Source organism: Bacillus sp. CGMCC 1.16541 (assembly GCF_003184905.1).
Lineage (GTDB): Bacteria > Bacillota > Bacilli > Bacillales > Bacillaceae_H > Priestia.
Genome location: NZ_QFRU01000001.1, coordinates 344,190 through 357,416, shown reverse-complemented (window position 1 = coordinate 357,416; position 13,227 = coordinate 344,190). Strand labels below are relative to the sequence as shown.

At 36.3% G+C, this 13,227-nt stretch carries 15 protein-coding genes; 12 read left to right on the top strand and 3 right to left on the bottom strand.

What is annotated here, in order from left to right; genetic code table 11:
* Positions 1-102: 102 nt before the first annotated feature.
* Both ytvI and DIS06_RS06285 read right to left on the bottom strand, forming a co-directional pair.
* Positions 103-1,161 carry a sporulation integral membrane protein YtvI gene (gene ytvI, locus DIS06_RS06290; RefSeq protein WP_110112382.1) on the bottom strand — a complete coding sequence of 353 codons (1,059 nt, stop codon included), beginning with the start codon at positions 1,159-1,161 and terminating at the stop codon, positions 103-105.
* A gap of 248 nt (positions 1,162-1,409) precedes the next feature.
* The gene (locus tag DIS06_RS06285) at positions 1,410-1,769 is read right to left on the bottom strand and encodes a YugN family protein (protein WP_110112381.1); all 360 of its coding nucleotides are present in this window, start codon (positions 1,767-1,769) and stop codon (positions 1,410-1,412) included.
* Positions 1,770-2,002: 233 nt separating this feature from the next.
* Between DIS06_RS06285 and DIS06_RS06280 the strand changes: the two genes are divergently transcribed.
* The 5 genes from DIS06_RS06280 to DIS06_RS06260 all read left to right on the top strand — a co-directional run bounded on the left by DIS06_RS06280 (position 2,003) and on the right by DIS06_RS06260 (position 6,032).
* Positions 2,003-2,422: a CBS domain-containing protein gene (locus tag DIS06_RS06280; protein ID WP_110112380.1), complete on the top strand. Its 420-nt coding sequence runs from the start codon at positions 2,003-2,005 to the stop codon at positions 2,420-2,422.
* Between the two features lie 270 nt (positions 2,423-2,692).
* Positions 2,693-3,667: a CAP domain-containing protein gene (locus tag DIS06_RS06275; protein WP_162595898.1), complete on the top strand. Its 975-nt coding sequence runs from the start codon at positions 2,693-2,695 to the stop codon at positions 3,665-3,667.
* 214 nt (positions 3,668-3,881) lie between these two features.
* A complete protein-coding gene (gene ypjB, locus DIS06_RS06270; RefSeq protein ID WP_110112378.1) occupies positions 3,882-4,670 on the top strand; it encodes a sporulation protein YpjB in 789 nt (262 codons plus the stop codon).
* A gap of 60 nt (positions 4,671-4,730) precedes the next feature.
* A complete protein-coding gene (locus DIS06_RS06265; RefSeq protein WP_110112377.1) occupies positions 4,731-5,408 on the top strand; it encodes a zinc metallopeptidase in 678 nt (225 codons plus the stop codon).
* Between the two features lie 141 nt (positions 5,409-5,549).
* Positions 5,550-6,032 carry a PCYCGC domain-containing protein gene (locus DIS06_RS06260; protein ID WP_239421903.1) on the top strand — a complete coding sequence of 161 codons (483 nt, stop codon included), beginning with the start codon at positions 5,550-5,552 and terminating at the stop codon, positions 6,030-6,032.
* A 12-nt stretch (positions 6,033-6,044) separates the two neighbouring features.
* On the opposite strand, the gene DIS06_RS06255 is transcribed toward DIS06_RS06260, so the two are convergent.
* Positions 6,045-6,917, bottom strand: coding sequence for a YitT family protein (locus tag DIS06_RS06255; protein WP_110112375.1), 873 nt, complete (start codon positions 6,915-6,917; stop codon positions 6,045-6,047).
* 468 nt (positions 6,918-7,385) lie between these two features.
* Between DIS06_RS06255 and DIS06_RS06250 the strand changes: the two genes are divergently transcribed.
* The 7 genes from DIS06_RS06250 to DIS06_RS06220 are packed head-to-tail and all read left to right on the top strand — an operon-like array spanning position 7,386 to position 12,990.
* Positions 7,386-7,721: a nucleotide pyrophosphohydrolase gene (locus DIS06_RS06250; protein ID WP_481746845.1), complete on the top strand. Its 336-nt coding sequence runs from the start codon at positions 7,386-7,388 to the stop codon at positions 7,719-7,721.
* 12 nt (positions 7,722-7,733) lie between these two features.
* A complete protein-coding gene (gene dapB, locus DIS06_RS06245) occupies positions 7,734-8,534 on the top strand; it encodes a 4-hydroxy-tetrahydrodipicolinate reductase (protein ID WP_110112374.1) in 801 nt (266 codons plus the stop codon).
* Positions 8,535-8,561: 27 nt separating this feature from the next.
* Positions 8,562-8,969 (top strand): methylglyoxal synthase, encoded by a 408-nt coding sequence (mgsA, locus tag DIS06_RS06240; protein WP_110112373.1) that lies wholly within the window; start codon positions 8,562-8,564, stop codon positions 8,967-8,969.
* Position 8,970: 1 nt separating this feature from the next.
* On the top strand, positions 8,971-9,687 hold the full coding sequence (gene bshB1 / locus DIS06_RS06235) for a bacillithiol biosynthesis deacetylase BshB1 (RefSeq protein ID WP_110112372.1): 717 nt from the start codon (positions 8,971-8,973) through the stop codon (positions 9,685-9,687).
* A complete protein-coding gene (gene bshA / locus DIS06_RS06230; RefSeq protein WP_110112371.1) occupies positions 9,684-10,814 on the top strand; it encodes an N-acetyl-alpha-D-glucosaminyl L-malate synthase BshA in 1,131 nt (376 codons plus the stop codon). Before bshB1 ends, bshA begins: the two co-directional genes overlap by 4 nt.
* Before the next feature lie 11 nt (positions 10,815-10,825).
* Entirely contained in the window at positions 10,826-12,016 is a 1,191-nt protein-coding gene (locus tag DIS06_RS06225) for a CCA tRNA nucleotidyltransferase (RefSeq protein ID WP_110112437.1), read from the top strand.
* Entirely contained in the window at positions 12,001-12,990 is a 990-nt protein-coding gene (locus DIS06_RS06220; protein WP_110112370.1) for a biotin--[acetyl-CoA-carboxylase] ligase, read from the top strand. Before DIS06_RS06225 ends, DIS06_RS06220 begins: the two co-directional genes overlap by 16 nt.
* Positions 12,991-13,227: the final 237 nt, after the last annotated feature.

Sequence of the window (13,227 nt, the reverse complement as noted above, 5' to 3'; positions counted from 1 at the left end):
AAAAACCTAATCTAATATTTAGGATCACTTCATAATAGGCAGGATCAGACAAGGGATGTTGAGAGGTTAAGTGGGTGGGATTTCCCTCCTACTTAACCTCTTTTATAGTTTGAAGTTTGTTTTGATAATTCCTGCTTCTCGAGCAGAATTGAATGCAATCAAGGCAAGTGGCCCAATAATGAAGCCTAGAATGCCAAATAGTTGTAAACCTAAAAACATTGTGATTAGCGTTGAAAGGGGAGATAAACCAATATGACTACCCATAATTTTAGGTTCCACTGTACGGCGAATAATAAGCAAAACGGCAGCTAAAATAGCCAATTTTGTTCCTAGCGCAACATTCCCTGCTGCTAAATGAAACAACGCCCACGGAGCTAAAATAACAATTGAACCAATAATTGGGATTAAATCAATAATCCAAATAACAAAAGACATAACCAATGCAATTTCTGGTGCAATGATAAACAACCCAATTAATGTGACAATAAAAATAAGCACACTGACTAAAAACTGTGCCTTACAAAAACCGAATACAACATGAGACAGCCTTGAGCTCATGAATTGAACTTTATCTGCTGTCTTATCGGTTAAGTGGCTGTAAAAGTTATCTTTTAGTTTTGGTAAGTCTAGCATAAATAAGAAAAGAGCTATTAAGTAAACAATGAAGCTCACTAGAAAATTCGGAATATTCGTAATGAGCGATTTCACATTTTCAATGTTTAAATACGATGCTAAATCTACACGCAATTTATTTAAAAAGTCATCCACTTGTCTGCTTGCTTCATCTACAAATCCCGGAGGAAGGTTTTGAGCTGCATGCGTTAAATTGATTTTCATCTGTAACCAAAGGTTGTTAATTTCATTAATATACATAGGTGTGTTTTGCGCAATTTGTACGATTTCTGTAATAACCTTTGTTGAAATAAAATAAGCGCTAAGTCCAAGGATGAATAAAAAGAGCAAAAACGTAATTAAAACGGATAAATGTCGTTTCAATGAAGCCTTTGCTTGTAGCAGTCGAACAGCAGGCTCTAAAAAAAGCGCTGTAATCAAAGCAACAATTAAGGGAACTGATAAAGGCAAGATGTAAACAGCGAGTATTGTTAATACTAGTATCATTAATGCAATGATAATAAAGCGTTTTGAAAAAAATGTGGCCAATTTGGTGCTCCTTTCTCCGAACAAACGTACATCATTAGTTTAATTTTAGCATGTTCTGACGTGGGATAACAGAATTTCGTTTGAATAAAATCATTTTATTTTTAAACGAATCGTTTGACCGAAAGGAGTTCGATTTCCAAATGGAAGAAAGAGGATAGAGCAAGTAGTTGCTGTATTCTATTTTGTTTAAAAGGGGATGTAAAAAGCCGAAAAAGTAACCTTTGAAAGTTAGCTTTTTCGGCTCTGAATCAAGAATTAACCGCTTCCACTTCTTGCTTTAATTGAGAAAGCAATTTCTTTGATTGATCAACAAGTGTAGAAGGGAAACTTTCACCTTCACCGTACTCTACACCATGTGGATAGTAGTGTTTACCAAGTAAAGGAGTCATTAATTTTATAACGGCATGACGGCTACCCACATCACCTTCTACTGCATATCCTTGTACACGAAGATAAAAAACGTCTTTTTGAATCTCAAATTTGCGGTCATACGTTACACGCTCATAATCCCATTGCCCCGCACGAACTAGTCCTAAGTTTTCCATGATGGAATCTAATCGAACTAAATCTACCTTTAATTCTTCAATACCAATGTTTTCAAATCTCATTATGTAAAAACCTCCTAAACATATACTCCCTTGTTTAATAATATTACGAATGGATAAATGATGCAATGAAATCATGTGTACGATTCATGAATAATTGGATAAAAATGTGTAGTTGTTTGGACAAATTGATGTGAATGACCAGGAAAGAAAAGATAGAGGACAGGTAACACTATATTCTAAAGAGAAAATACTCTTTTAATGAACAAACATTGCTATAGAGAGGATGAAGTTACATGCAAACCGTCCGTGATGTCATGACGACTAATATTGACGTGTGTACAACAAAAGATAATGTATTTGAAGTGGCAGATAAAATGAAAAAGTTAAATGTCGGGTCTATTCCAATCGTTGAAGAGGGACATCTAATAGGAATGATTACAGATCGAGATATTGTTGTACGAGGAGTTGCTGAAAAAAAGGCAAACTCAAGTCGAGTAACTGATGTGATGAGTAGTGAGCTAGTGACAGTATCAGCGACAACATCTGTAGAAGAAGCAGTACAAATGATGGCTCACAATCAGGTGCGTCGTTTGCCTGTTGTCGAAAATGGGAAGCTTGTCGGAATTGTTTCACTAGGAGATTTATCAACGAATCACTTATCAGATCAAAGTGCTGGTGTTGCATTAACAGAAATTTCTGAGCATCTCCATTAAAATGATAACGATACAATAACATATAAATGGTATTTAGACCGTAAAAGAACTACTGAGTGCATCCAGTTTTGACACTAGTAGTTTTTTTGCATTTTGTTAGAATGTGTTTTCTAAACATAAGATTATTAGAAATTTTCATAACATAACGTGTATAATGAAGGCATAATGGTGTTAAAAAGGTAGTAAGTACAAAAAGGAGTTGAGTCACCACTGAAAAAACTAGTATTTTTAGTTGTTTTTATCTTAATGTTTATCTATATTGGGGATTACTTGCCTGATTTATATCATAAAGAACAAAATGAGGTGCAACCACCTTCAAACGAATTGCAAAGTGAAGAGGCTTTGTCTCTACATGGTGAAAATGAAAACATTGTCTCACTAGTAGGAAAAAGTCCAGAGGAAGTAATCGGTCTCTTTGGAGAGCCAACTCGTATTGATGCATCCGCATATGGTTATGATTGGTGGGTATACAATGAAACCCCTGAAACTTATTTTCAAATTGGGGTATTAGATAATGAAATTGTAACTGTCTATGCAATTGGACAAAATACTAATACATCTCCTTTTGTTATTGGAGAGGACTACAAAGAGTTGTTGAACAAAATAGACGTAGATAAAGAAGTTGAGTTTTCTCATGAGGGAGACTTTTACAAGTTTGAACTTTCAGATGAAGATAGAAAGACGCGACCTCTTTTAAAATATGATGATGTATTTGTGCAACTGTATGTAGATGATTTTCTAGGAACAGTTTCAAGTATCAGAGTCATGAATGAAGAAACACTTATTAAACAAAGGCCCTATGCGCTCTCTTATCGTGGAACGTTGTATGATAGTGCTCCTCTATCAGACGAGGAATGGAGCGAAATAGAAGCGGGAACTGCTCAACAAATTCTTGATATTACAAATGTTATTCGAAAACGGCACCATTTACACTCATTGAAATGGAACGATGAAGTAGCAAAAGTAGCTTATGGACATAGTAAAGATATGAGTGATGATGCATACTTTTCTCATGTTTCACCAACAAAAGGAGATTTGGGCGATCGTTTGCAAAAAGGAGAGGTTGACTTTGTTTCTGCTGGTGAAAATATTGCTTCGCAATATCAAGATGGAATAGCTGCTGTTGAAGGTTGGCTAAATAGTGAAGGTCATCGAAAAGCACTGCTTAATAAAGAATTTACAAGCTTAGGTGTAGGTGTATATCAAAAGTTTTATACACAAAACTTTATTCAAACGGATATGTAGTAATGAAGAATACTGCTAAAATGCAAGTCGGAAAAATGGATTAAGAAGGTTAAAGTCAACATCCTTGGCTTGTTTCCTGCTTGATACGACGATGTTTTTCGTTTTATAAACAGTCAGAGCAGAACGTTCACCTTCCTTTCTTATCCTTAAAATAACTGGTCTACTCTTGTCCATCTTTTCATAGGTTTTACTATTACCTAGAGGAGGGACAAGGATGAAAGCTAGGATTATCGGGATGGTTATAATCTTTTTCTTTGCACTTCAGCACGTTTCGTTTGCGACTAATAAGGAATGGAGTGACTTGAACCGTCTATCAGATGAAATCTTATTACTTGTACAGCAAGAGCGAAATGAAGAAGCACAGAAAATGCTCAAACAATTTTCGGACGAATTTGCCCGTTTGGATATAAACTCATTGAACATGTCTGTGGAAGACTTGCGCATCTTAACTATTTGTCATGAACAAGTGTCTCGGTCCATTGATTCATCATCTACTGCCATAGAAGTTCGAATACAAAAAGCGATGCAATTCCGTTTGCTTGTTGATGCGCTTCAAAGTGAACGCCAGCCAATGTGGACAGAAATGGAAGATAGTATTATGTCTGTATTTGGTCATATGAAAGAAACGCTTGAAAAAGGAGAAACTGAGTACTTTCAAGAGCAACTTCATGATTTCTCCACGAAATACGACATGATTTTACCGAGTGCCAAAGTGGATATTAACCCAGAATATATACAACGGGTTGATTCGCATTTACAAGTGCTAAATGAATATGAGCAAATAATGGGAACCGAAACCTCTCAAATTCAACAAATGAATCAAATGGAGTTAGATTTGCGCGACTTATTTACAAAGATGAAAGAAGATGAAGCGGACCCTTCGTTAATATGGGTTATGATTACGACTGGAAGTATTATTATTTTAACGTTGTCTTATGTTGGGTGGCGAAAATATTATGCTGATAAACAAAAACCAACTTCTCAACGAGAGCATAATGATTGACATGACAAGCTTCTATTGTCTAAAATATGAGTAATTACATTATTATTGGAGGCTATGTGAATGGGCTTTTTGGTTTACTTTCTCATCATCATTCTAGTACCTTTGTGGGCACAGTTTAAAGTAAAAGGTGCATACAAAAAGTACTCGAAAGTAGCAAGTTCTTCTGGGATGACAGGTGCAGAGGTAGCAAGACAAATTTTGAATGATAACGGGCTACACAATGTACAAGTTGAACCGATTAGAGGAGTGTTAACCGATCATTACGATCCACGTTCAAAAGTGATTCGTCTATCTGAAGAAAACTATTATGGAACGTCAGTAGCAGGTGCTGCAGTTGCAGCTCACGAAGTAGGGCATGCAATCCAAGACGCAGAAGGGTATGCATTCTTACGTTTCAGACATGCATTAGTTCCTGTAGCAAGTTTTGGATCAAATATTTCATGGGTGTTAATTTTAGTTGGTATTCTTGCTTCTATGAGTAACCTACTTTTACTTGGGATTGTATTTATGGCAGCAGCTGTCCTATTCCAAGTTGTTACGTTACCAGTTGAGTTTAATGCGTCAAGTCGAGCAATGAGTCAGCTTGTATCAGTAGGTGTCATTCGTAATGACGAAGAACGTGAAACACGTAAGGTCTTAAATGCAGCAGCGTTAACATATGTTGCAGCAGCGGCTGTAGCTGTATTAGAGCTAGCTCGTTTAATTTTAATTTATACAGGTATGAACAACGACGATTAAGGTGAAATGAAGTAAAAGAGAAAAGTGCTTTCTTTCATTTAAGCGTCTTTAAAAAAATAGCCGCTCTCTATAACTAGAGAGCGGCTATTTTTTTATAGTTAAGACAAACTAACAAAGAGATGAATGAAAGGAAGGTCACATATGATTCAACTTTTGTTAGGACTAGTGCTGCTATTTAGTAGTGTGAGTATGGTGTCGGCTGAACAACAAGACCATCACGAATGTCGTGTTACACCCGATATTCATGAGGAAACATCTAGTAAGGATGAGCTACCGACGTTTTTGGATGAACAGAAGCCAAGAATAAAAGAACTATATAAACAAGCTGTGCACTATCAGCATTTGCTTACATACATCCCTTGTTATTGTGGCTGTGGAGAAACGGCTAATCACAAAGATAATTATGATTGTTTCGTTTATGAAATAAAAGACAATGGAGCGGTTGTTTGGGACAATCATGCAACAAAATGTGGGTTATGTCTAGATATCGCTGACGAATCAATGAAGATGTTAAATGAAGGTCAAACAGTGAAAGATATTAGGCATTATATTGATCAAAAATATAAGCGTTTTGCAAAGCCTACTCCTACTCCTATACCTAGAAATGAGAAAAAAGAGGAGTGATCTCCTCTTTTTTTAACGCTGAAGGGGGTTTTTATTTTCGTCTAATGTAAAACCTTCTCCAAGTACATCATGCACATCGCTAACCGCAACAAATGCATGTGGATCAATTGAAGTAATGACTTGCTTTAAACGAAATATCTCATTTTTACTAACGACGCAGTATAAAACGTTTAATTCTTGTTTTGAATAAGAGCCTTGTCCTTTCAAGACGGTTACGCCTCGGTCCATTTGTTCAATAATTTTCTGAGAAATCTCTTCATTTTTTGATGAAATAATAGTCGCCCCTTTCGCTGCATACGCCCCTTCTTGCATAAAATCAATCACCTTTGCTGCAACAAACACAGCAACAAGTGTATACATGGCTTCTGTATAGGTTAAATAGAAGATGAGCGATACAGTAATGACAACAAAATCAAATAAAAACATGGTTTTCCCCATATTCCATCCGACATATTTTTGAACAAGTCTCGCAATTATGTCTACGCCACCTGTTGTACCTCCGTATCGGAAAATAATACCTAAACCCACTCCAATGAATACGCCAGCAAATAAAGCTGCTAAAGTCATATCGTCTTTTAAGGGCATATCAACCGGATAACGTTGGAAAATCCAAAGAAAGGCAGATAAACTCACAACGCCAATCATGGTATAGTAAAAAGAAGTTCTTCCAAGCAACTTCCACCCAATAAAAAACAACGGGATATTTAAAAGTAAGTTTGTATAAGAGGGATCAATTTCATATAAGAAATATAAAAGCAGAGTAATTCCGGTAAATCCACCTTCAGCTAAATTATTTTGCATGTTAAAATTAACTAAACCAAATCCAAAGATAGCGGAACCTAATAAAATAAATAAAATATTCGGTAATCTTAATCCATTAAACATATGTACCTCCGCGTGATTTTTTTAAACTGTTCTTACCTAATAATAGTAGAAACGATGAACAGTCGTAAATACTAAATCCTTAGTAAGCAATGTTCTTTCCCAAAAGGTAATAATCTTTAAGTTCATTTCTTGAAAGCTTGCCGTTTGAGGTTAATTGAAGTAACCAAAAGGATGGGTGATGTCATTACATTTTTTACGATTAAGGTAGCTTCTAAACCACTTATCATTGTTTGACACATTTATTAAACGAATTGTTTGTCAAAAGCCACTTGTTTAGCTAACATGTAAAGAGACGATTAATAGATAGTACACAACCATCATTGTTTTTTTTTTTGAGGTTTTTTAACATTTATTTCTCAGAGATAACGATTTGGTGTGGATTAGAAGAAAAGCTAACTGTTTTCCGTGACTTGTGAAATGATAAGACTTAAGGATAGGTCTATTTAAATAAGAGTTGAGGTGAAGAATGTGACAGAGAAAACAATGAAAGAAATGCAAAACGAAGTAGATGCTTATATAGGTCAATTTAAAGAGGGATACTTTAGTCCGCTTGCAATGTTAGCTCGTATGACAGAAGAATTAGGTGAATTATCAAGAGAAGTTAACCATTATTATGGTGAAAAACCAAAAAAGAGTAGCGAAAAAGAACAAACGATTGAAGAAGAGATGGGAGATATGTTGTTTGTTTTAATATGCTTTGCAAATTCATTGAATATTGATTTACAAGAAGCTCACAATCGTGTTATGGAAAAATTTAATACACGTGACAAAGATCGTTGGACAAGAATTGATAATGAAGAATAAGGAGAGAACAACATGAAAACGATTCGTATTATTTTAGCAGGACCAAGAGGAAGAATGGGAATCGAGGCTTTACGTTTAATTCAAGATACAGAACATTTTGAACTTGTAGCAGCTGTTGATCGTGTCAACGAAGGGAAATACATAAGTGAAGTAGACGGATTACCTAAATTACAAGCTCGTATTTATACAGACATTGAAAAGTGTTTACAAGAAGTAAAAGCAGATGTGCTCGTTGACTTAACAACACCAGAGATTGGACGAGTACATACGAAGAAAGCGTTAGAATATGGCGTTCGACCAGTCGTGGGAACAACAGGATTTTCGGAAGAAGACCTTCAGCAATTAAAGCAGCTATCTGAAGAAAAAGGACTAGGGTGTATTATCGCACCAAACTTTGCGATTGGAGCCATTCTAATGATGAAATTTTCACAAATGGCTGCAAAGTATTTTAATGATGTAGAAATTATCGAGTTGCATCATGATAATAAACTGGATGCGCCATCTGGTACAGGATTAAAGACAGCAGAGCTTATTAGTGAAGTGCGTGAAACGAAAAAGCAAGGACATCCTGAAGAAAAAGAAATTTTACCAGGGGCAAGAGGTGCTACATACGATGGTATTCACCTGCATAGTGTTCGTCTTCCTGGGTTAATTGCACATCAAGAAGTATTATTTGGTGGTTTTGGTGAGTCATTAAAAATTCGCCACGATTCATATAACCGAGCTTCTTTCATGTCAGGGGTTAAACTTTCAGTAGAGACTGTTATGAACATGGATATGCTCGTTTATGGTTTAGAAAATATTATTGAGTAAAGAATGAGTGAAAAAGGGGATAGGAAAATGAATGTAGCATTAATCGCACATGATAAGAAAAAGAATGACATGGTTCAATTTGCTGTAGCATATAAGTACGTACTTCAAAAGCATACGTTGTTTGCTACAGGTACGACAGGAACAAAGATTATGGAAGCGACAGGGTTAGATGTGCAACGCTTTCAATCGGGACCTCTCGGAGGAGATCAAGAAATTGGAGCAATGATTGCCCAAAATAAAATGGATATGGTTATTTTCTTTCGAGATCCATTAACAGCACAACCTCACGAACCAGATGTTTCTGCTTTAATGCGCTTATGCGATGTGTATGCAATCCCACTTGCCACGAATATGGGAGCTGCAGAACTATTTATTCACGGACTTGAACGAGGAGACTTAAAGTGGCGTTCTATTCTAAAACAGCAAGGTGAGTGACATGAGTAATAATCAATTAGATGTATTAGCATTTGGCGCTCATGCGGACGATGTAGAAATCGGTATGAGCGGATCCATTGCAAAGTTTGTAGAGCAAGGGTTAAAAGTAGGGATTTGTGATTTAACTCATGCAGAACTCTCTTCAAATGGAAACGTAACGATTCGTCAAGACGAGGCACAAAAGGCTTCTTCTCTTTTAGGTGTTCATGAGCGAATACAGTTGAATATGCCTGATCGAGGCCTATACATGAAAGAGGAGTACATAAAAGAACTTGTTTCTGTCATTCGTACATATAAACCAAAAGTTGTGTTTGCGCCTTACATTGAAGACAGACATCCTGACCACGGGAATTGTGCACGATTAGTAGAGGAAGCAATTTTTTCAGCTGGAGTAAAGAAATATTGTGATCCTCAAAATCAGAATGCCCATCGTGTCGCGTCTTTTTATTTTTATATGATTAATGGGTTTCACAAGCCGCATTTTGTCATTGACGTCTCTCACACCTATTCAAAAAAATTAGAGAGCTTGCGTGCTTATGAGAGTCAATTTACGAAAACAGACGATGCTTATGATACACCGCTTGTAAACGGTTATATTGAAACAGTAGAAAGTAGAGACCGCTTAATGGGTAAAGAAGTAGGCGTTTTATATGCTGAAGGATTTCTAACGAAAAAACCATTACTGATTGAACGAGATTTAATAGGAGGCACACAATGACATTAAAGATTGGAATCACGTGCTATCCATCAGTAGGAGGCTCAGGGGTTGTTGCCACAGAACTAGGAAAACTATTAGCAGAGAAAGGACATGAAATTCATTTTATTTCATCTAGTATGCCTTTTCGCTTAAAAAAAGTTTATCCAAATATTTATTTTCATGAAGTCGAAGTGAATCAATATTCTGTCTTTAAATATCCTCCCTATGATTTGGCACTATCTACAAAAATTGCAGAAGTGGCAAAGCGTGAAAAGCTAGATATTATTCATGCTCATTATGCCATTCCACATGCAGTATGTGCATATTTAGCAAAACAAATGGTAGGAGAGCAATTAAAGATTGTCACAACGTTACATGGAACAGACATCACGGTTTTAGGGTATGATTCATCATTAAAGGATTTAATCAAATTTGGAATTGAAAAGTCTGATGTAGTTACAGCTGTATCAAAAGCGTTAGTTGAGCAAACGTATGATTTAGTCAAACCTGAAAAGAAAATTGAAACGGTCTATAACTTTATTGATGAACGCGTGTATAAGAAAATAGATGCTTCTCATTTGAAAAAAGAATATGGTATTCAATCAGATGAGAAAGTCGTCATTCATGTATCAAACTTTAGACAAGTGAAACGCGTTCAAGATGTGGTAAAATCGTTTGACCTCATTCAACAACAAGTACCTGCGAAATTATTATTAGTTGGAGACGGACCTGAAATGACAGTTATTTGTCAACTAGTAAAAACGCTTGGCTTAAAAGAGAAAGTTTTATTCTTAGGAAAACAGGAGAACATAGAAGAATTGTACTCCATTAGTGACTTAAAATTACTTTTATCAGAAAAAGAGAGCTTTGGTCTTGTTTTACTAGAAGCAATGGCGTGTGGGGTACCTTGTATCGGAACAAATGTTGGTGGCATTCCAGAAGTGATTGAAGATGGAGAAACAGGATTTATATGTGAACTAGGTGATGTCGAGAGTATTGCTTCTAAAGCTGTTCATTTATTAACGAATGAACAAAGTTATAATACGATGGCGAAAAAAGCACTAGCTTCCGTAAATGATAGATTTCATTCAACAACAATTGTTAATGAATACGAACGACTTTATTACCGCATGATGAAGGAATCGTAATGGAGATTGGGATGAAAAAGCCATTTATTCAGCCACTTACTATTTTAAAAAAACTTGAACAAAACGGTCATGAAGCGTATTTTGTCGGAGGTGCTGTTCGTGATTCAATCATTGGTCGAGAAATTGGAGATGTTGATATTGCCACTTCTGCAAAGCCAGAAGAAGTAATGAGCCTATTTCCGAAGACGATTGATGTTGGAATTGAGCATGGAACGGTTGTTGTACTGCATGAAGGTGAGCCATATGAAGTTACAACATTCCGTTCAGAAGGAGAGTATGATGATTTTCGTCGTCCTTCTTCTGTACAATTTATTTCATCATTGAAAGAAGATTTACAGCGACGTGACTTTACAATTAATGCGATTGCCATGAATCGGCATGGTAATATCATAGATCCTTTTAAGGGAAAAGAAGCAATTATGAACAAAGGCATTTCAACGGTCGGAGACGCTTCAGAGAGGTTTCATGAAGATGCTCTTCGGATGATGAGAGCCATTCGTTTCGTTAGTCAACTTTCTTTTAAACTTGATGACGAGACAAAGCAAGCGATTAAGAAACATGCAAAGCTTCTGCAACATGTGTCTGTTGAAAGAATTAAAGTAGAGTTTGAAAAGCTTTTGCAAGGCGCAAATCCAATTGAAGCCTTTGCTTTATTGGCTGATACAAAATTATATACTTATTTACCCAATTTCGCTGTAAGTGATGAAGTATTTCGACAACTATTGTCTTATCGATGGTGTCTTCTTCAAAACCTGTCTGAGTACTGGGCGGTAGTACTGCTTGTTTTACAGGAAGAACAAGAAGAGCGCTTCTTAAAGAGTTGGAAGCTTTCTAATAAAGCCATCAAAGAAATTAAGCAAAACATAGTCGCTTATCGACAAGTGTGTAAAAAAGGTTGGTCATCAGAGCTCGTCTATACCTATGGATTGGAGACAAGTCTTTCGGTTAATCGGATTTGTGAAGTCCTTGGAAACGGACAAATAGAAGAGTCTTGGATTATCAATGTACATAGTGATCTGCCTATTCATTCTTTCCAAGATGTGGTGGTCAATGGTGCAGATGTTATGAAGTGGGTCGATAAAAAAGGCGGACCTTGGCTTTCAGAAGTATTGAGAATGATTGAAATGAACATCGTGAACGGTCAATTAATAAATGATAAAGATGCGATAAAAGAGTGGGTGAAATCATGCAATCAGATATAAGAAGAACATTGTTAGAAATGTTTACAAATTCTGAAGAAGAATATGTGTCCGGACAGAAAATCAGTGATTTGTTAGGTTGCTCAAGAACCGCTGTGTGGAAGCACATCGAAGATTTAAGAAAAGAAGGCTATGAATTAGAAGCTGTAAGAAAGAAAGGGTACCGAATTGTTAACAAACCAAATAAAGTGAGTGAAAATGAGCTCATTTTAGGTTTGCAAACAAAGAGAATTGGACAGCACGTTCATTATGAAGAAGTAGTTGAATCAACTCAAAAAATTGCGCATCGATTAGCTCAAGAGGGAGCAGAAGAAGGAACAGTTGTTGTTGCTGAACAGCAAACAGCCGGGCGAGGTCGTCTAGACCGTGTATGGCACTCTCCAAAAGGGACAGGTGTATGGATGAGTGTTATTTTGCGCCCAACTGTTCCACCACAACATGCACCACAATTAACACTTTTAACAGCGGTAGCAGTTGTTCAATCCATTCAAGAGGTAACAGGTATTTCTCCTCAAATTAAGTGGCCGAATGATATTTTAATTGAGGGGAAAAAGGCGGTTGGAATTTTAACGGAGATGCAAGCAGATGCTGATCGTATTCATTCTGTTATTATTGGAATTGGCATTAACGTAAATCAGCAAAAAGAAGACTTCTCTGATTCTATTAAGGAGATTGCAACATCATTAGCGGTTGAAAAAGGAGAAACTATTAATCGCGCAGCTTTAATGCAAGCTATTTTCCTGAAAATTGAGACGCTGTATGAAGAATACTTAACAAACGGTTTTGGCTTAATTAAATTGCTTTGGGAGACGTATGCCATTAGTATTGGTAAAAGAATTATTGCTAGAACGTTAAGAGGTTCTATCGAAGGCTGGGCAAAAGGGATTACAGAAGATGGTGTGTTACTCATTGAAGACGATTTAGGTGTTCTTCATCATATCCATTCAGCAGACATTGAATTATCTACTAGAAAATGATCTGTAAATTCATTATAATACGAGTATCAGGGTAGTATCGAAAGAACTTCACCTGATACTCGTATTTTTTTACCTTAATTTAATCTGCCTTGATCCGAGATGGACTAGGACAGAGGGATGACAAACACCGAATCTTTACTAGACAAACGTCTATTTACTGATATTGTTTGAATGTTCAAAATCCTTCTTCCTTAATGATTGGAAGAAGGATTTTTTACTGCTTGATGAACGTTCGGT